At 33.4% G+C, this 19413-nt stretch carries 16 protein-coding genes; 11 read left to right on the top strand and 5 right to left on the bottom strand.

Annotated features, from left to right (window positions below; genetic code table 11):
- Positions 1 to 142 precede the first annotated feature (142 nt).
- The 9 genes from ACF3OC_RS09915 to ACF3OC_RS09875 all read left to right on the top strand — a co-directional run bounded on the left by ACF3OC_RS09915 (position 143) and on the right by ACF3OC_RS09875 (position 8819).
- Positions 143 to 2185 carry a TonB-dependent siderophore receptor gene (locus ACF3OC_RS09915; protein ID WP_094282062.1) on the top strand — a complete coding sequence of 681 codons (2043 nt, stop codon included), beginning with the start codon at positions 143 to 145 and terminating at the stop codon, positions 2183 to 2185.
- A 5-nt stretch (positions 2186 to 2190) separates the two neighbouring features.
- Positions 2191 to 3258 carry an HmuY family protein gene (locus tag ACF3OC_RS09910; RefSeq protein WP_094282061.1) on the top strand — a complete coding sequence of 356 codons (1068 nt, stop codon included), beginning with the start codon at positions 2191 to 2193 and terminating at the stop codon, positions 3256 to 3258.
- 2 nt (positions 3259 to 3260) lie between these two features.
- Positions 3261 to 4133 (top strand): hemin ABC transporter substrate-binding protein, encoded by an 873-nt coding sequence (locus ACF3OC_RS09905; RefSeq protein WP_094282060.1) that lies wholly within the window; start codon positions 3261 to 3263, stop codon positions 4131 to 4133.
- Positions 4133 to 5188, top strand: a complete 1056-nt coding sequence (locus ACF3OC_RS09900) for an iron ABC transporter permease (protein WP_094282059.1) — start codon at positions 4133 to 4135, stop codon at positions 5186 to 5188. Before ACF3OC_RS09905 ends, ACF3OC_RS09900 begins: the two co-directional genes overlap by 1 nt.
- Positions 5185 to 6012, top strand: coding sequence for a heme ABC transporter ATP-binding protein (locus tag ACF3OC_RS09895; protein ID WP_094282058.1), 828 nt, complete (start codon positions 5185 to 5187; stop codon positions 6010 to 6012). The genes ACF3OC_RS09900 and ACF3OC_RS09895 overlap by 4 nt, the downstream gene beginning before the upstream one ends.
- Positions 6013 to 6026: 14 nt before the next feature.
- Positions 6027 to 7052: a hemin-degrading factor gene (locus tag ACF3OC_RS09890; protein WP_094282057.1), complete on the top strand. Its 1026-nt coding sequence runs from the start codon at positions 6027 to 6029 to the stop codon at positions 7050 to 7052.
- The gene (locus ACF3OC_RS09885) at positions 7053 to 7886 is read left to right on the top strand and encodes a ChaN family lipoprotein (protein ID WP_094282056.1); all 834 of its coding nucleotides are present in this window, start codon (positions 7053 to 7055) and stop codon (positions 7884 to 7886) included.
- 65 nt (positions 7887 to 7951) lie between these two features.
- Entirely contained in the window at positions 7952 to 8290 is a 339-nt protein-coding gene (locus ACF3OC_RS09880) for a hypothetical protein (RefSeq protein ID WP_094256377.1), read from the top strand.
- A 4-nt stretch (positions 8291 to 8294) separates the two neighbouring features.
- Positions 8295 to 8819, top strand: coding sequence for a metal-dependent hydrolase (locus ACF3OC_RS09875; protein ID WP_094282055.1), 525 nt, complete (start codon positions 8295 to 8297; stop codon positions 8817 to 8819).
- 65 nt (positions 8820 to 8884) lie between these two features.
- On the opposite strand, the gene ACF3OC_RS09870 is transcribed toward ACF3OC_RS09875, so the two are convergent.
- From ACF3OC_RS09870 to ACF3OC_RS09850, 5 genes are all read right to left on the bottom strand, one after another.
- Complete coding sequence (locus tag ACF3OC_RS09870) at positions 8885 to 9286, bottom strand: hypothetical protein (RefSeq protein ID WP_094282054.1); 402 nt, start codon at positions 9284 to 9286, stop codon at positions 8885 to 8887.
- Between the two features lie 71 nt (positions 9287 to 9357).
- Positions 9358 to 10506 (bottom strand): HEAT repeat domain-containing protein, encoded by a 1149-nt coding sequence (locus ACF3OC_RS09865; RefSeq protein WP_392471573.1) that lies wholly within the window; start codon positions 10504 to 10506, stop codon positions 9358 to 9360.
- 656 nt (positions 10507 to 11162) lie between these two features.
- On the bottom strand, positions 11163 to 12722 hold the full coding sequence (locus ACF3OC_RS09860) for a helix-turn-helix domain-containing protein (RefSeq protein WP_392471571.1): 1560 nt from the start codon (positions 12720 to 12722) through the stop codon (positions 11163 to 11165).
- A 1-nt stretch (position 12723) separates the two neighbouring features.
- Complete coding sequence (locus ACF3OC_RS09855) at positions 12724 to 13815, bottom strand: helix-turn-helix domain-containing protein (RefSeq protein ID WP_392471568.1); 1092 nt, start codon at positions 13813 to 13815, stop codon at positions 12724 to 12726.
- 3 nt (positions 13816 to 13818) lie between these two features.
- Entirely contained in the window at positions 13819 to 14757 is a 939-nt protein-coding gene (locus tag ACF3OC_RS09850; RefSeq protein WP_392471565.1) for a helix-turn-helix domain-containing protein, read from the bottom strand.
- 621 nt (positions 14758 to 15378) lie between these two features.
- Between ACF3OC_RS09850 and ACF3OC_RS09845 the strand changes: the two genes are divergently transcribed.
- The gene (locus ACF3OC_RS09845) at positions 15379 to 17583 is read left to right on the top strand and encodes a bifunctional alpha,alpha-trehalose-phosphate synthase (UDP-forming)/trehalose-phosphatase (protein WP_392471563.1); all 2205 of its coding nucleotides are present in this window, start codon (positions 15379 to 15381) and stop codon (positions 17581 to 17583) included.
- Between the two features lie 12 nt (positions 17584 to 17595).
- The gene (locus tag ACF3OC_RS09840; RefSeq protein ID WP_094281695.1) at positions 17596 to 19392 is read left to right on the top strand and encodes a glycoside hydrolase family 15 protein; all 1797 of its coding nucleotides are present in this window, start codon (positions 17596 to 17598) and stop codon (positions 19390 to 19392) included.
- The last annotated feature ends 21 nt before the right edge of the window (positions 19393 to 19413 follow it).

Raw genomic sequence — 19413 nt, 5'->3', positions numbered from 1 at the left:
AATAATGTTTTAATAAAGATTTATACTTCAGATTAGTTTTTTCGGAATTCGTCTTTCATTTTTCTAATTGCGTCATTTTGTTGTTTGGAACAATTCTAAATAAGGGCTATGTTTGTCTTACTATTTAAAATCATTCTAAATAATGTTGCAAAGAAATTGTCTTTTATTATTAGGTTTTATACCATTTTCTGTTCTATCACAAGAGGCAGATAGTTCGAAGAAAGTTCTTCCAATTGAGGAGGTGGTAGTAACAGGTCAATTTCAGCCGAGCACATTAAAAAACTCAGTTTATCGGGTCAAAACAATTGACAGGGACTATATTGAAAGACGAGGTAGTACAGACATGTCGACCTTATTAAATATGGAATTAGGCATTAGATTTTCTAATGACTTGGTTTTAGGTGAATCTGACATTCAGTTGATGGGAGTCAGTGGGCAAAATGTGAAAGTATTAATTGATGGGGTTCCCTTAATAGATCGAGGTAGTAGTAAGCAAAGCCTATCCCAAGTCGATGTTAATACTATTGAAAGGATAGAAATAGTTGAAGGTCCGGTTTCTGTGATGTATGGAACTGATGCCTTAGCTGGTGTAATCAATATCATTACTCAAGGACCGGCAAAACAAAATAATAATATTGGAATTACTGCGAGAATACTTGAAGAGAGCGTTAGTTCTGAATATAAGCCATTTAACCAAGAAGGTCGTCATAATGCACATCTAGGAATAAATTATCAGATGGATTCATGGGAAATAGGTTGGAATGGCTCCCGAAATAATTTTGGAGGTTTTCAAGGAGAATTGACTGGTCGAGCACTACAATGGCAACCTAAAGAACAATGGTTGAGTTCTGCAAAAATTGGATATAAAGAAGGAAAAATCAATTCATGGTATAAAATAGATTATGCCAATGAGAATTTATATAGTCCAGGTCCTATTACAGCGAATTATAAATATATCGATAAGAATTATGTGACAGATAGATTGACACAAGTTTTGCAAAGTCAATGGCAATTGAAGGAAAACTTGAATTTAAGCGGTTCCTTTTCCTTGCAGCATTATAAGCGATCCACAATAACCAGATTACATGATTTATCAAATCAAGAATCAGAGTTAACTACTGGTAGTGGCGAACAAGATGTTTCTAGGTTTAATCAAAGTTTTGCACGAATAAATGCGAATTATTATTTAAACGAAAAGATAGATTTTTTAGTTGGTATAGAGGCAGATTATGATCATGCCTCTGGAGCCCGAATTCAAGATCAATCTGAAATTTATGACTTTGCAGGGTTTGTATCTGCGGAATATAAACCATTCGAATGGGTTAAGATTCGTCCAGGAATCAGAGTTATCCATAATTCAATTTATGATGCTCCCCCAGTAGTTCCATCTTTAAATGCCAAAATAGATTTCAATCCTCAATGGGCATTAAGAATGGGTTATGCAATGGGATTTCGAGCTCCAAGTCTAAGAGAACTCTATTTTACATTCCACGACAGTAACCATGCTATAAATGGCAATAAGAATTTGCAAGCAGAGCATAATAAGAACTTCAATGTAAACTTAAATTATAGTAAAAAGATTGAAAATGGATTTATCAACTCCTCGCTGAGTGGTTTTTACAATCGATTTAATAATCTGATTAGCATCGGTCAAGATCCAAATAATTCAGCATTATCCACTTATATAAACATTGGTAAATCACAAACCCAAGGATTGACCTGGGAGAACTCATTAGATATTCAAAATTCCAAAATTAAACTGGGAATAAGCTATATCGGTCGTTCCAATGATTTACATGAGGAGAATCGGGAATTAGGAAAATACTTTTGGACAGCCGAGGTAAACAGTTCCTTTATTCAGGAAATTCCTAAATGGGGGACAAACATCAATCTTTTTTATAAGCTATATGGCAAAAGGCCAAGTTATCAGATATCTGGTTCGGGAGATTTGATGACAGTAAATCAAGCTAGCCAGGATGCATATCATCAATTGGACATTTCTGTCAATAAGCATTTATATAAATTAATAACAGTACAAGCGGGTGTTAGAAATTTAACCAATACTACGAATGTTCTTAATACAGCAAGCGAAGGAAGCGGTGCCCATAGTACCAATAATTCTTCTATTCCAATCAGCTATGGACGTTCGTTCTTTTTCGGATTACTATATCAATTTAATAAATAACAACAATGAATAATATCAGCAAATTATCGAGTATTTTATTAGCAGGTATCCTAGGGCTAAGTTCATGTGAAAGGGATAAGTCGAATCCAATACCCGTCATCCCTCCTTCTGACGGCAGTAAATTAACACTTCAAGGAGGTGAGGGTGGCACTGATGCTGCCAATGCGGTTTACATAGATTTAAGTACGAATACCCAAACAGCTATTGCCAGAAATTCATGGAGTTTGGGTTTTTATTCAGGTAGTGAATTTAGGGTGATCATTAATAATCAAATGGGTTATTCAGCTATTGAAACTTCACAGACAGATATAAAAGCCACCAATTCCAGTAATACAGATATTTCTAAGCTTGCATTCGACATCAATGCGTCGGTGATGAAGAATTATGATGATACATTAGGAAGAATAGATAGAACGGTAATTGCTGAAATAAAAGCTAATGCCAGTGAAAATAAAGTGTTTTTAGTGAATACAGTTCATGGCAATAGCGTTGATAAAGCGAACGTTTGGAAAGTAAAAATAAATCGAGGAACTGCAAATGATTATTTATTGCAATATGGAAAAATTGATGATGCTAATCCGCAGAGCTTGACCATCAAAAAAGATGCTAAGCAAAATTTCAATTTTATGGCATTTACGAATGGTCCTGTAAAGGTTGAACCAGCAAAGGATGAATGGGATATTGTATGGAATAAGAGTATGTATTTTACCAATATGGGCACCATAGCAGTTCCTTATTTCTTCAGTGATCTTGTTTTCCTAAATCACCTTAATAAGGTTTCAGTTTCTCAAATCATATTTCTCGATAAAGAAGGGAAACCGAATGGAAATCCGAATTACGAACAGTTTGATTCAAGTAAGCTTTCTGAAGTCAAATTTAATTCTTCTAGGAATGCGATGGCTTCATCATGGAGGAACACCTTATCTGTTGGGGTCTTAAAAGATAGATTTTATGTCATTAAAGATAGTCAAGGAAATATTTACAAATTAAAGTTCTTGGTTATGGGTGTAAAAGAAGATGGTGGCAAACGCGGATATCCAGAAATAGAATACAAACTAGTAAAAAGCAATTAAGCATGAATAAGCTATACATATACATTTTTAGTATTGGACTTGCTTCACTCCTATTTTCTTGTGGGAATAATACGGAAAAGCAGGCGAGAAACAGTGATCAGGGGCAGGATAGTTTAAGAATCGTTTCTTTGAATGGAACCATTTCGGAAGTAATCAGCGAATTGGGGTTGGAGGATAAAATTGTGGGGACAGATGTGGCTTCCACTTATCCAGCTTCATTGAATTCGAAACCAAAGGTTGGTCATAACAAGAAGATCCCTGTTGAAGGTGTTATTGCCTTAAAGCCAAATTTGATCATGGGAACCAAAACGGAAGTGAGTCCAGAAACGACAGAGCAATTTAAACAGGCTGGAATCAAAGTTATTTTATTTGATCAAGAATATTCAATCGATGGCACTCGTAGGTTAATAAAAGGCGTTTCAGACTCATTAAGTCTAACCAACAAGGGGGACTCGATAATTGCCAATTTTAATAAGGCCATTCATTCTGTTGAAGCCTATTCTAGAGAACAAGAAAAGCCTAAGGTATTATTTATTTATGCTCGAGGAGCAGGTACGATGATGGTTGGTGGCATAGGAACTCAGGTTGATAAAGTTATTGATTTGGCTGGTGGCGTCAATGTTGCCAAGGATTTCAAGGACTATAAACCATTAACAGCTGAAGCCTTGGTATCATACAATCCTGATGTCTTGCTATTATTTTCAAGCGGCCTTTCCAGTTTAGGAAATGAGTCAGGGATCTTAAATGTTCAAGGGGTCAAAGAGACCAATGCAGGCAAAAACAAGAAGATAGTTGCCATGGACGGACAATTATTAACTGGATTTAGTTCCAGGTTACCAATTGCTATTGAGGAACTGTATTCTAAAATTCATTAATGACGATACTAAGAAAAAAAAGAATCTCCATAATCTCTTTACTATTATTTCTACTTAGCTCCTGCATTCTTTCCATCGGTGTAGGAGCGGTAGAAATATCTTTTCAGAATATCCTGAAAATATTAGGCAAGTATGTTTTGCAGCTTAATATTGAGGGAATTCCCATTCAAGAGGAGTCGGTTTTCTTAGCGATTAGGGCACCTCGGGTAATGCTAGGAATGATTATCGGAATGACCTTAAGTATTACGGGCTGTGCCATTCAAGGGGTATTTAGAAATCCTTTGGCAGAACCTGGATTAATTGGTGTCTCCTCTGGAGCATCCTTATTTGCAGTTATGTTTATTGTTATGGGGCAAGGATTATTCAGTCAATTAACATTAATATTTGGGTATTATGCATTATCCATAGCTTCCTTTATTGGAGCAATGCTAACTACTTGGATTCTCTATTCATTTTCATTAAAGCAAGGTAGAGCCAATATTTCCACTCTTTTATTAATTGGGATAGCGATCAATGCTTTAGCCATGGCAATTACTGGGCTAATGACATTTATTGCAACTGATGAACAACTAAGGACGATAACATTTTGGTCATTAGGAAGCTTGGGCGGGGCAAATTGGAAAACTATTATGGCCATCCTACCCTTTTGCATAATCTGCATCCTAGGTTTATTACCATTTGGAAAAGCATTAAACGCGATTGCTTTAGGTGAATCCCAAGCAGAACATTTGGGTATCGACCTGAAAAAAGTTAATAAATACATTATTATTCTATCAGCATTGGGTGTAGGTTCTTGTGTTGCAATGGCTGGCATAATAGGTTTTATTGCACTATTGGTCCCACATATTTTGCGAATCAGCATATCTGCCGATCACAAATATTTACTATTTGCATCTACCCTTTTGGGCGGTTCCCTATTAGTTATTGCAGATTTGATTGCCCGAACAATTGTGATCCCAGCGGAATTACCAATCGGGATATTAACATCATTAATGGGAGCTCCCATGTTTTTGTTAATCATATTAAAAAGCAAGAAAGAGAGGTTCATTATATGATTGAGGTTTCAAATCTGAGCTACCAATTGGGGAATCGATTATTGTTGGAAGACATTAGTTTCAAAGCCAATTCTTTTGAATTACTGGCTATTCTCGGGCCAAATGGAGCAGGAAAATCTACTTTATTAAAGGTCTTGAGTAAGCAAATCAAGACTTATTTAGGGGATGTTAAGATCAAAGGGCAAGACCTTAAAAACCTTGATCTAAACATTTTATCAAAATTTAGAGCAGTTTTACCCCAGTCAAATTATTTAAATATTAATCTTACGGTTTTCGATATAATCTTGATGGGTCGATACCCACATTTTAAAGCTAATCCTAACAGAGATGATATTGAAATTTGCCATTTGGTATTGGAGGAAATGGGATTGACAAAGTATAAAGACTGTTTTATTCATCAACTTTCAGGTGGAGAGCAACAAAGAGTTCAATTGGCTAGAGTTTTGGCTCAAATTTATGCTGATCAGCAGGCAATTTTATTGATGGATGAACCAATTACAGGTTTAGACTTACAATACCAACAAATCATTCTTGAAAAAGCTAGACATCTTGCAGATAAGGGAGTTACAGTTATTTGCGTTCTGCATGACATCAATTTAGCATCCCAATTTGCAGATCGAATTTTATTATTAAAAAACGGAAAAAAAATGGCTTATGGATGTCCAAAAATGGTATTAACAGAAGATCTGATATATAACACCTATCAGATACGGGTTAAAAAGATACAGGTCGATGAAATTGAATATCCAATCATTGTACCTTATACAGCTAGGCCAGCATCAAAAGTTAATCAAAAAGATTCCTTTATTATTTCATATAAATAAAAACAGAAAAAACTATGGAAACTATAAAAGCAACAACATTAAGAGAAAAATTCAACACCTATAAGATTGAAAATCCAAAAAGCAGAATTAGGGAAGCTGCAAATCAACTTGGAGTGTCAGAAGCTGAATTGATTGGTATAAATCCAGAAAATACTTTATTGCTCCCTGAGTTCAGTGCAATATTGAATGATATACCTGTTTTAGGAGAGGTAATGGCTTTAACTAGAAATGATAATGCTGTACATGAGAGGCACGGGACTTATAGTAAAGCTAGTTTTCACGGTCAAATAGGATTGATAACAAATCCGGATATTGACTTGAGATTGTTTATGGCTAATTGGAAGTATGCTTTTGCAGTTACAGAGAACCAAAGAAAAAGTATTCAATTTTTTGATAATCATGGAGATGCTATCCATAAAATTTATTTGACAGAGAATAGTAATTCAGATGCATATGATGCTTTGGTAGAAAAACATAGATTCAACGGCCTTACAGAGCTTAAAATAGAATTAAAACCTTTTTCAGCAACAGTAGAGATATTAGATGACGATGTTGATCAGATTAATTTTCAATCAGATTGGAAAGGCCTTCAAGACACACATGATTTCTTTGGCTTATTAAAGAAATATAATATCAGTAGGTTACAATCTATGCGAATTGCCCCTAAGGGATTTGTGCTACAAATCTCAAATGACAAGGTAGATAAGCTATTAAAATTAATTTCCGAGAAGAAATTAGAATTCATGGTATTTGTAGGAAATAAAAATTGTTTGCAAATTCATACAGGAAAAGCTGAGAAGATTATCAGAACTGGACCATGGTTAAATATTTTGGATCCAATTTTTAATCTCCATTTAAACGATACTAATATTGCCTCATTATGGATTGTCAAAAAACCAACGAATCTAGGGTTGGTCCATAGCATTGAAGCATTTGATAAAGAAGGAAACCTGATTATTCAGTTTTTCGGAAAAAGGAAGCCGAATATTCCTGAAGATGAAAACTGGAGGTTAGTTGTTAAACAATTAGAAACTGAATAAATGAAATATTTTATATTCTGCTTGATCATTTTGCTTACAGTTTTACAACTGAAGGCACAGGAGACTTATATTGTCTACGATAGAAATGGCAAAGAGGTAGGTCTTGAGGATATCATCAAATTGGCAAAAGATAAACCATTGATTTTCTTTGGTGAATTACATGACCAAACCTTTGCTCATCAAGCAGAATATGATTTATTGAAAGGTTTATTTGAGCGGTTTCAGCAAAAAGTAGTAATAGGGATGGAAATGTTTGAAGCAGATGTGCAACCTATTATTGATGAATACTTTTTGAGCAGTATAAATCAAAAAAGCTTTGAGAGTGAATCAAGGATTTGGAAAAACTACATAGAAGATTACAAGCCATTAGTTGAATTTGCCAAGGAACATCAATTGAAGTTGATTGCGACGAATGTTCCAAGGCGCTATGCAAATACAGTATATCATCAGGGAATGGAGACTTTAAATCAACTATCTCCTTATGCTAAACAGTTCTTTCCTACCCTACCAATTCAAGTTGATACTACCCTTCAAATTTATAAGGAAATGTTAGATATGATGCCTGGGCATAGCAATGCCAATATTATTTATTCCCAAGCTTTAAAAGATGCTACTATGGCACATTTCATTCAATTGAACAATAATTCTGGAAGCGTGTTTTTACATATCAACGGCTCTTATCATTCCAAAAATAAACAAGGTATACTGACTTATTTAAATGGCTTTCCTATTCAAAAAACCATAACCATTAACTCTGAACTTGCCAAAAAGGAAGGTGAAAACCGGGATTACTCTACCTCAGACTTTACTATTGAACCTAAAATGACCCCATGATAAGCAGCTAATATTTTTTATTTTTCTATAAATAAACTTTAACTTCATCAGGATAAATTAACCTTATGAAGATTCTATTTTTCGTTGCTTTCTGGGTTTGCCAGATTAGTTCAAGTATAATTTTTAAATACGGTGGGATTCAGCCCAAATATCAATGGGCTGCACTGATTGCTGGAAATATTATTTTGCTTTCAGCATCTTGGTTTCTTGTTCAACTATTTAAAACAGTCCCCCAACCTATCGTAATAGCTTTATGTTCCGGCGGAACATTTTTAACTGTTCAACTAGCTATGGCACTCTGGTTTAAACAGCCATTGAGCTGGATGCAAATTTTAGGCTCATTGATAATCATAGTAGGGATGGTCTTAGTTACTTTTGGTGACAAAAGTATCTCTCAAAGTTAGAGCTATGAAAAACTCCAAGGATTCAGAATTAGAAGTTTGGATGCGAGGTCCAATTCCTGCAGTTCCTGATTTATTGCAAGGAATTGCGCATGCATTACTCCAGGTAAATGAGGATATTCAAAAATTAGAGGATTCAAAAATCAATAAGTTCCTCTGGGAAAAGCCCTTTGGAATGGCTAGCATTGCTTTTCATATGCAGCATATTGCAGGGGTGGCTGACCGGATGTTGACCTACTCCCAAGGTGAATCCTTAAGTGAAAAGCAATTTGAAGATTTGAGATTAGAAGGGATATTAAATGATGAAATTCAGGTATCCTATTTAAAAGAAAAGCTTTCAAATTCCATCCACAATTTTGTCGAGCAATTAAAAAAGATAGATTCTAATACCTTAACCCAAGTAAGGTTTCTCGGACGAAAAAAAATCCCCACTACCCAAATTGGTTTATTATTTCATGCTGCGGAGCATGCCCAAAGACATTACGGTCAATTACTTAGCACAGTCAAAATTCTTCAACATGGCATTGCATAGGGAGTTAGCTCCAATAAAATGGAAATCCTAAAGCCATTTAAATGACTTTAGGATTAGCTTTGCTTTTAAGCAATTTTCTCATCGAAAAACACGATGAACTGGGTAGGATTAAATCCTGTCCGATCTTTTATGCTTTTAGCAAATTTTCCATAGGATGAGAAACCGGCAAGTGCAGCTAAATACGTTAGTTTAAAGTTCCTTGCTTCTTCCACAGTTCTTAAATAATTGTTGAGATAGTCTAACCTCAAATTATTTACATAGTTAGGAAAATCAATTTTCTTATTTCTGTTTACTACAAAAGAAAGATATTTGGAATTACATCCAATTTCTTTTGATGCAGTAGTAATAGAACAAGAAGGATTTAAATATGATTCTTGAGCTTCCCATTGAGTTAATGCTGCCAGAATTTTATTCTCCGTATCTGGGTTCATATACTCCTTTTTAATAGTTGAAACGTTGTCAATCATAATAAATAAAATAGATAGTGTTAATTAAATTGATATATAGATGGTTTGTTAGAATTTATCCCTTAACCAATCTAGTAATTGATATTCCCTAACAGGATTTCATTCACCTCATGGTTATCATTAATAGGCTTTTCAGATTCTCCATTGATGTCACTTCGCATTAGTATCAATGCCTGAATCAAATCTGTTTTTAATTCTTCATTTTTCTCCTCGAAAAAAATTTCATTTAAAAATTCTAATCCAAACCTAGTTTTAAACAAAATGACAGTCTGAACGATGGATCTTTTCAATTGTAGACTTCCATTTTTATAGCAAGAAGTAATTTGAGATTCAGCCTGTGCGTAATTTAATTTCGTTAATGCATCAATTATGGCCAACCGAACATTATCATTAGGTTCGTTAGGTAAAAGACTAGCAATTATTGATGCACAGCCTAATTGCTTAAAGAATGTAATTTCCTTTACCATAAAAATTCTAAAATCAGGATTTTTACTATTTCTAACCCAACGGCTTAATAGTGGTAATCTTCCTGAATTCGATTTTTGTAATAGGAATTGATGAACTAGTATTTCATCAAGGGGTGTAAATTCCGTGTCGAAGCTTTCATCCAAGAAGCGATATGGTTCATTCCCTTCAACTTTATTTATGAATTTTGAACTTCTAGCCATAGTCTTTTTCTGTTCTTCTGATTTTGATAATTTGGTAATTGAATTGGTTTCTTCAATTTTTAAGTCATTGAGACATTGTTTTGCTTTATGAATTCTACTGGTATTATTGGATACCAATTCTAATTCCCAAAATTTAATAATCCCAAATCCTGAAAGTATATGCTTATAATTATTATTATTCAGTATATACTCTCCCAATCTCGATTTAGAATTTGCTTGAATCAACAATTTGGAGATAATTTTCAATCCACGTCTTGACTCCTTAATAGCGTGAAGGGATTCAATTTCATTTAAAATATATTTCTCCGACCTATTGGTACTCTCAAAGAGAAGAGCATTCACTAATGTTTCTATTTTCTCCTTTAAGCTTAGGTCTTCAGTTTCTACTACGTGGAGTTTCCAATTATTAAAAAGACTTCTTAATTTATTAATTATTAAAACTAAAATTAATGCAATGCTGATTAAAGCAGCTAGCCTTAATAGAAAAGGAAAACTCCAGAATTTTACCTGTAACTGATACGGTAAAAATTGAAGGTTATAACCTAGATACATATTTTTTAATATTTATTAATAATAGTTAGTTGGCAAAGTCGCTAACAGAATTTCCCTAGCTTTTAAACTCTAGTTAATTCCTCGTTTGTGATATACCAAAATTACATCTAGTCCCTAAAAAAGTATGTCCCAAAAATGAAAATATCTATTCAATTACATAATTAAGACATGTCTTAAAACATTATATATAGTTAATTATCAATCTATTAAATATATCCAATTAACGAACATATATTAATTATCAATTTTCTGAAATTTGATAATTTGCATTAAATTTCCAAGCTAATTTTGGACTTGTAAGGAGGTGGACAATGGCTAAAATTCACAGATATGAACAGTTTTTAAACTAAATAAGGTGATATTTCGTAGAATTATACGTTTGGAACATCTAAAAAATAGGTGATTTTGGAAAATTTGGTTACTAATAATTGGATCTTTTCAAGAAATTCTTTCCATAAAATAGATTATGGGGAAATATATAGCTCAATCTGTATATGAAAAATTACGAAAATTGGTAAATGTCCACCTCCCTACCACATATTATTAGATAATATTAACCTAAGAGTTAAAATTGAATAATGTATTTTTAGCAATAATCCGTGGGATTTTTTCCTCAATAAATAGTAAAATCCAATGAAAAAATTGAAAGGGTTGGATTAAATTTCTGATTTAGAATTTTGTTTTAAATTCTCTATGAATTGAGAAGGGGTCACTCCTACTACAGATTTAAAGGCTATGGTAAATTTGCTATGTGAGGTAAATCCAGACATTTCAGCTAAATAAGAAAGCTTATAATCCCATAAAATCTTATTTACCTCCAGCTGTTTTACAATATATTGGATTCTTAAATTGAGTATATAATCATTAAAATGTTGATTCTTATACTTCCTAATAATATAAGAGACATATTTTTGATTAGTATCCAGTTTATTTGTTATCCAGCTCAACGTAAGGTTTTTATTCAAAAAGAATAATTCCAATTCCAAATCATTGAGTTTCTTAACCAACCTAGTTTCAGTTTCAATGGATATATGGAATTCACCAGAAGATTGTATTATATCTTTAGAGGTGTAATTGGAACTCTGATTTGAAACTATAGGTTTAGCAGTTGGGGGAACAAAATCAATATCTATAGCCTCGCTCTTCGATCTTTTCGGTCTAATTTTAATCAAATAAAACAACGCACAAATACTGGTCATAATAATCAATGACCAAATCAACACAACATTATTTCTTTTGATGGTTTTTATTTCTCCTAAATAATCTCGAATTAAATTATTTCCGATAATTTGAGCTGTATTCCTATTTTGCTCTTCCAATTGAGAATATTTATCGACAAATTGAATTGCCTCATGATCAAACCCTTTTTTTCTATAGTATTTAGCCTCTAAGAAATAATACTGTTTTTTCAGTTTGATATTGTTGGATCCTTCAACATATGGAATAGTTTGATCCAGGTATGTTCTAGTGGAATCAATTAGACCTAAATTAAAATAGTTTTCCGCTAAACATTGAAATGTAAAGGGTTTAATAATCGTTTCAACCCCATATACATCATCCAGAATCATTTTTAAATAGGATATACTTTCCTTATACATCCCCAAAGCCAAATAACTTTCAGCAATTATCAAGTGATTTTTAGATCTAATCAAAAAAGATCTAGGATTGTTGACATCGATATAACCTTTTTTACCTAATGCAATTTCCATTAAATCAACAGCTTCAGTATATTTTTTATTGAAAATGGATTGATATGCTTTTTCTTGTAGCAATTGAATTTCAAGCTGTTTCCGAACCAAGCTGTCCTTTACAGATTGAATATCCACCTCTGCCCTCTCAATATAATTACTAGCCTGACCAAAAATCCCGATATCTCTATAAATAGAAGCTAAAACTAACGCTGAACTGGCCTCAAAATCCGGGAATCCAATCAAATTAGAAAGTTGATCAGCTCTATTTGCATAGTTTATTGCGATAGAATATGTTCCAACGCTTTGATGAACTAAGGCAACTAGATTTTGAGCTCTTATTTTGCTGATATCTGATTCTGAAATTTGCTCTAAAGAATCAGCCACCCGAAGTGCCTCTTTATAATCTTTTGCCATTAATTCTGCTCTAACTGCAGCATATCTCTTTTCAAATGCTGTTCTTTGGGAAAACAACAGATTTGGGAACAATATAGTAATGCATAAAATATAAAGAAGATGGCGATTCATATTATTGAGGATTAGGCAGATACAGCTCCCTATATTCAATAGGTGTGCATTTTTTTTCTAAATTAAAATTCCTGTAGAAAGAAGCCCTGGAACTAAATCCACATTCGAGGGCCAAATCATCAATATTCATATGAAAATCAGGCTTTGTCAGTTCTTTGCATACTTCTTCTATACGAAGGGCATTAATCGTTTTTAAGACATTTTGTCCAAAATAATCTTTAAAAAATTGAGAAATTATAGATCTAGAAATCTTCAAATCCCTCGCCATAAGATCAATATTAAATTCTGGGTTTAAGTATTTCTTTTCTTCCAAATAGTGAAGAATTTTGTCTTTATAGGGTGATTCTTTTGCGTCCTGATTGAATTTATGGTCAATTACAGGAATATTAGTGTTCTGGACCGTCGGATTTTTAAGAGAGTAATCAACGGGTTTCAATTGAGATATTAAGGAACGAAATAGATAATTATAGATCATACTGATCCCAATCATCATAATCATATACACTGTAATTCCCGAAACTGGCCTCCCCACATCAAATTTATCAATAAAGGTAGACATGATTGTAGGGATAATAAAGGCTGCCAAAACTAATAAAAGAATGATAAAGTAATAGTACAATCTCTTGGTATCAAGTTGCAGGAATTCAGTAATGTTACCTTTTAACAAAACTGAAATCGGATAGAGCATCCATGAAAGACCGAATAAGCTGTAAAGAATTATATAATAGGTCTTCCCATATTGGAATCTAATAAATTCACTACTCAAGAAAATAAGGTAAACAATTGTCAATATGAAGAAGGGAATCCCATGAATAATAATGGTTTTCGTTTTAATCTTTTTGTATTTGAATGCCAGATATCCAAAATATAAGAACGGACCATATAAAAGACCAAAGGGGGCTCCAATATCTACGTACTTATATCCAGGAATAATATCTCTAAAAAGTGCTGCAAAAACAATGTGAATAAGCAGCGTGATAATCAAAGCTGATAAGACTTTCTCAAAAACACCTTTTACAGGCAGGTTCGTATACACCTGATAGCTTAATATACAAAGGATAACAATGGCAGAGTAAATAAAATATACCAACATAGGCTATTTAATTAATTTGCTTCGATAATTTGAAGGGGATTCTCCAACATATAATTTAAAATATTTATTAAATGCAGTACGAGAATCAAAGCCGCATAAATTGGAAAGATATTCTAGTTTAAAGTTCTTAGAATCCGAATGTATTAGACTGATGGCATATTTTATACGGAATGAAGCCAACCAATCCTCAAAATTCGAATTAAGAATATTATTAATATAAAATTCAATTTTACACTTATTGAAACCAGTTAGTTTTCCTAATGTTTCCAATGTTAAATGAGCATCCAAATATAAATGCTCGTTTTCCATAAGAGAATTGATACTCTCCTGGATCAATTGAATTTCTTTTTCTGGAATAAGGGTATCATTTTGTTGAAGGGGAATCAATTGAGGTTCTTCTGAGGTATGGGAAGAAGAGAAACGGTTGTTGATTAAAAACCAAGTCAACACCGCAATATTCACTACTATGATAGAAGATATAACCAACTGAGGATGATAGTTGCTTACGTTATTAGACAGATGATTGATATAAATAATATTGATGAAGAAGAAAATTGCAAACCCTAGTAAAGCTAAAATCTCAAGTAGGATGAGGTTTCTTTCGTTTACAAAAACTGTATCTTTCTTTTTTGAGAAAATCACCAATGAAGGGTAAATAAACATCGAAGAAAGGATGGTAATAAAATAAAAATGCAGATAAAAACTATGGTAAGAAGACTGAAATAGGAAAAAGCATATTGCCCCAATGATTATTGGAAGAAAATGTAACCCATCTTTACCAAAAGAGAGCGTTTTTCCCATTTGATTTAAAAATGCCAAATAAAGTAACGGCCCAAATATTAATGGAATGGGAAATTCAATTCGTTTCATCATTAATAATATCTGGATTAATAAACCAATACAGAAAATGGTTAAAAAAATCTCAAATACGTTCTTCTTCATGTGATAAATACTGAATACTTCAAATACTCAGTTAAGTGGAAATTTCTATATAGATTTAAGATCTACATACAAGATACCCATGTTAATAATTGCAAAACAATAAGTACATTAAATGTAACAATGCGCTAAAATTGCTCCTGATAAAACAAATATATCTAATTATTCACATATCCATTAATATGGAACATTAAAGTATATTTGCGTATTACACTCAAACTTATTGTCTTATTCTAGTTAATGTTTTATATAGAAATAATTTATTTTTTTATGGAAATTGAGCCGTTTCCTATGGTTCAATATCATCAATAATTAAGGTTAAAGTAATCTAAAATAATTTTTAAACTCTTAATAAAAAGTAAATATTACAGCTAAAATTTCAATAGAATATGGCTAATTAAACACAAAGGTTCAAAAGCCTTTCGCTTACTGTTAAACTTAATTTAATTTCTATATTTCAAAGGTAATCAATTGACTAAAAACTGTGTAGTTAATATTTATTAAATTTGCATTACGTCAATTTAAATATTATTTAATTTTTCCAGGCCAATAATATTAATAGTTTCCAAATGTTTAAACAAATAATTAAAACAAAATGTCATTTGGGTTGTATTATGGTTACATATGTTACACAATCCAGACATACTTGATTCGGGAACTCTCATCATTTCGAATCGATTACCCATCAAAATTGAACGCAAAAAGTCTAAACTTAAATTTACGCCCAGTGAGGGTGGCCTAGCTACAGGTCTAGGGTCCTTTTATAAAGAAAATGGCTCTTGGTGGATAGGATGGCCAGGAATTATTCCAAAGAATAAGGAAGAAGAAGATCTTATTCGGGAAGAACTTAAAAAGTTAAACCTAATCCCAGTCTTCCTCACAGAAAAGGAAATAAAAGGCTATTACGAAGGTTTTTCAAATGCTATATTATGGCCATTATGCCACTATAGACCTAGTTACGTAGAATTGAAACAAGAGTTTTGGCTTTCCTATGTAGAAGTAAACAAAAAGTTTTCTGATGCTACTTTACCTTATATAAAGGAACATACTCGAGTATGGGTACATGATTATCAACTGATGCTTGTCCCCAAATTTATTCGAGAGGCTATTGATAATTGTAGTATAGGTTATTTTCATCATATCCCCTTTCCTCCTATTGAATTATTCAAAATGCTTCCTTGGCGAGATGAACTCCTTGAGGGTTTATTAGGTTCTGATTTAATAGGCTTTCACACGTATGAGAATGTAGATAACTTTTTAGATTCTTGCTCAGGAATACTAAACCTCCAAAATAATATCAATAACCTTAAAATAAAGGGAAGGACCATTTTGGTCGATGTTTTTCCAATGGGTATTGATTATGAGAAATACAAAAACCAGGCTCTTTCAACAGAAACAGTTGCATATAGCAAACAGCTAAAATCTTTATATGATCAGCAAAAGATAATCCTATCCGTTGATCGCTTAGATTATAGTAAGGGAATCATCCAAAGGTTAACCTCCTTTGAAATCCTCTTAAATGATCATCCAGAATTGCATGGAAAGATCGTTTTATATATGCTCATTGTTCCTTCAAGAGATCAGGTTAATCAATATAAAAAGCTAAGGAATGAAATTGACCGGAAAGTTGGCAATATTAATTCGGTGTATGGAAAACCAGGCTGGCAACCTATCGCTTATTTCTATAATTCATTGAAATTTCCTGTTTTATCTGCTTTATATGTAGCTGCTGATGTTTGTTGGGTAACTTCATTATACGATGGAATGAACCTTGTGGCAAAGGAATATATTGCAAGTAAACAAGAGACCAGTGGGGTTTTAGTGATAAGTGAATTTGCTGGAGCCTCCAAGGAACTATCCGATGCTTTAGTTATTAATCCTTATGCGGTACATCGCACGAGCAGAACCTTGTATGAAGCCATCCGTATGGATCAGGAGGAACAAGATGAACGCATGCATGCCAGCCAGGAAATCGTTTCCAAATATACAGTGCATCATTGGGTTAATCTTTTCATGCAGCGTTTGGAAGAAATAAAACATCAACAACAATTAGAATTATCGAGAAAGGTACGTGAAAAAGTTGAGCAAAAAATAAAGTCCCAATACCAAGAAGGTAGTAAAAGACTTATCCTTTTGGATTATGACGGAACATTGGTTGGATTTAATAAAAATGCTGATAAAGCCATTCCTACCGAAGATGTTTATGATGTGTTAGATAAATTAAGCCAAGATCCTAAAAACCTGATCACTATAATTTCAGGAAGAAAATACACGAATCTAGAACATTGGTTTAGCAAAAAACCTTATTTTCTGATTGCAGAGCATGGCATTTGGAGTAATTATCCAAATCATGATTGGCATCTGGTCCCAGGCTTGACCAATACCTGGAAAACAAAGGTCCTTCCAATTTTACAAAGGTTTACAGACAGAACTGCAGGTTCATCAATTGAAGAAAAGTCACACTCCTTAGCTTGGCATTACAGAAAGGTAGAAAGAGCATTTGGGTTAAGACAAGCCCAAGAACTTCTCCAAGAATTAAGACACATAAACCAGGTTTTGGAATTGCAAATCATTAATGGTGATCGGGTCATTGAGATAAAAAATAAGCTTGTCAATAAAGGAGAGGCCGCTGTAAACATGGTGAAAGAAATAGAGCCAGACTTCATTTTATGTATTGGTGATGATGCAACAGATGAAGATATGTTTATTGCCCTACCTGAAAATAGTATTACAATTAAAGTCGGAGATAAACAATCTCATGCTAAATATTACGTTGAAAACCATAAAGAAGTAATTGAACTCCTTTCATCTTTAGGAGAAAATAAATAGAATAAAAAATATATGGATAAAAGACACATTTATAATAGTGGGATTATTGGAAATTGCAATTTTATAGCACATGTACATAAAAGCACGAATATAAATTGGTTATGTTGGCCAACTTTCGAAGACAGCTTTATTTTTGGATGCCTGTTGGATACAGAAAAAGGTGGTGAATTTAATATTCGCCTAGATGACAGTCATATCACTTCGAATCAATATTATCTAGAAAATACAAATATCTTAGTCACTGAGGTCAAAGGTGAGCATTCGGGATTTCGAGTAATTGATTTTGCGCCCAGATTTATTCAGTATGATCGATATTATAAGCCCTTAATGCTGATTAGGATTGTTGAACCACTGTATGGAAATCCTTCCGTACGTGTAAACTGTCATCCTAAAGCGAATTATGGAAAAGACGATTTCAAAAAATTTAGGGGAAGTAACCATATTTTATTCGAGCATGCTGAAGAACACATGCGCTTAACCACTAATATTCCCATTAGTCATTTCTTTGATCAGGAAGAAGGCAACTTTATTTTGTCGGACAAGAAATATATGATCCTCTCCTACGGTAATACATTCGAAGCCCCTTTAATGCAAACCGCTGAGGAGTTTTTGATTAAGACCAAAATCTATTGGAGAAGATGGACTAAAAAAGCTAATATTCCTAATTTTTATCAAGAACACATCATCCGTTCTGCATTAGTCCTTAAACTTCACCAATATGAAGATACAGGAGCAATAATTGCATCCAGCACAACGAGTCTACCAGAATCACCAGGTTCAGGACGAAATTGGGATTATAGGTATTGTTGGGTAAGGGATAGTTATTATGTATTAACAGCATTGAGCCATATCGGTAAGTTCGATGAACTTGAAGAATTTGCGAATTATATTACCAATATTACCCAATCAGACTCCGGAAGATTGCAACCCTTATATGGTATTCTAGGCCGAAAAATATTGACTGAAACTACTTTAGACTATTTGGAAGGATATCGTGGAAATAAACCAGTCCGAATCGGAAATCAAGCTTATGAACACATCCAAAATGATGTCTATGGCCAGGCAATGATTGCTTTACTTCCTCTTTACACAGATAACAGGTTCCCAATGGATGAAAGAAAGGATGCAAAATCATGGTTGAAATATATTCTTGAAAAGATAAAAATGACCATTGATGAAAAAGATGCTGGAATATGGGAATTTAGAAATATTGCCAACCATCATGCTTATTCCAACCTATTCCAATGGGCAGGAGCGTCTGCTGCATTAAAAATCGCGGTTCAAAACAACTATAAGGACATTGAAGAACAAGCTAAAGTTTTGATGGATAAAGCTGCCGAATATATCGAGAAATGCTATGATCCAGAAACACAAGTATATAGAAATTCAGATGAAGGTTCTAACTTGGATGCCAGCACCCTGCAGCTTATCATGATGAACTACTTAGATCCTAGTTCTGAAAGGGCGAAAAAACATTTGGAAGCAGTAGAAAAAGAACTAAAGGGTAAAAATGGATTATTCTATAGATATCTGCATAAAGATGATTTTGGTAAACCAAAAACTACCTTTTTGGTATGTGCGTTTTGGTATGTTGAAGCCTTGGCATGTGTTGGTCGTTTGGAAGAGGCTCAGCAAACTTTTGAACAGCTACTCTCTTATGGAAATCCGCTAAAATTATTTTCTGAGGATGTACATGAAGATGATGGTAGCCAATGGGGTAACTTTCCGCAAGCTTACAGCCATGTAGGTCTTATGAATGCGGCATATCGTATTGCTATTAAGCTAGATAAGCCTATTTTTATAAAATAATAATTTAACGAAGACTCCACG

Source organism: Sphingobacterium cellulitidis (assembly GCF_043187465.1).
Lineage (GTDB): Bacteria > Bacteroidota > Bacteroidia > Sphingobacteriales > Sphingobacteriaceae > Sphingobacterium > Sphingobacterium cellulitidis.
This window is presented reverse-complemented; position numbering and strand designations above follow the sequence as displayed.

What these genes read in the sequence shown, in the direction of transcription:
- ACF3OC_RS09915 (WP_094282062.1), top strand. Translation starts at nt 143, where the DNA reads ATGTTGCAAAGAAATTGTCTTTTATTATTAGGTTTTATACCATTTTCT.
- ACF3OC_RS09910 (WP_094282061.1), top strand. Translation starts at nt 2,191, where the DNA reads ATGAATAATATCAGCAAATTATCGAGTATTTTATTAGCAGGTATCCTA.
- ACF3OC_RS09905 (WP_094282060.1), top strand. Translation starts at nt 3,261, where the DNA reads ATGAATAAGCTATACATATACATTTTTAGTATTGGACTTGCTTCACTC.
- ACF3OC_RS09900 (WP_094282059.1), top strand. Translation starts at nt 4,133, where the DNA reads ATGACGATACTAAGAAAAAAAAGAATCTCCATAATCTCTTTACTATTA.
- ACF3OC_RS09895 (WP_094282058.1), top strand. Translation starts at nt 5,185, where the DNA reads ATGATTGAGGTTTCAAATCTGAGCTACCAATTGGGGAATCGATTATTG.
- ACF3OC_RS09890 (WP_094282057.1), top strand. Translation starts at nt 6,027, where the DNA reads ATGGAAACTATAAAAGCAACAACATTAAGAGAAAAATTCAACACCTAT.
- ACF3OC_RS09885 (WP_094282056.1), top strand. Translation starts at nt 7,053, where the DNA reads ATGAAATATTTTATATTCTGCTTGATCATTTTGCTTACAGTTTTACAA.
- ACF3OC_RS09880 (WP_094256377.1), top strand. Translation starts at nt 7,952, where the DNA reads ATGAAGATTCTATTTTTCGTTGCTTTCTGGGTTTGCCAGATTAGTTCA.
- ACF3OC_RS09875 (WP_094282055.1), top strand. Translation starts at nt 8,295, where the DNA reads ATGAAAAACTCCAAGGATTCAGAATTAGAAGTTTGGATGCGAGGTCCA.
- ACF3OC_RS09870 (WP_094282054.1), bottom strand. Translation starts at nt 9,286, where the DNA reads ATGATTGACAACGTTTCAACTATTAAAAAGGAGTATATGAACCCAGAT.
- ACF3OC_RS09865 (WP_392471573.1), bottom strand. Translation starts at nt 10,506, where the DNA reads ATGTATCTAGGTTATAACCTTCAATTTTTACCGTATCAGTTACAGGTA.
- ACF3OC_RS09860 (WP_392471571.1), bottom strand. Translation starts at nt 12,722, where the DNA reads ATGAATCGCCATCTTCTTTATATTTTATGCATTACTATATTGTTCCCA.
- ACF3OC_RS09855 (WP_392471568.1), bottom strand. Translation starts at nt 13,815, where the DNA reads ATGTTGGTATATTTTATTTACTCTGCCATTGTTATCCTTTGTATATTA.
- ACF3OC_RS09850 (WP_392471565.1), bottom strand. Translation starts at nt 14,757, where the DNA reads ATGAAGAAGAACGTATTTGAGATTTTTTTAACCATTTTCTGTATTGGT.
- ACF3OC_RS09845 (WP_392471563.1), top strand. Translation starts at nt 15,379, where the DNA reads ATGTTACACAATCCAGACATACTTGATTCGGGAACTCTCATCATTTCG.
- ACF3OC_RS09840 (WP_094281695.1), top strand. Translation starts at nt 17,596, where the DNA reads ATGGATAAAAGACACATTTATAATAGTGGGATTATTGGAAATTGCAAT.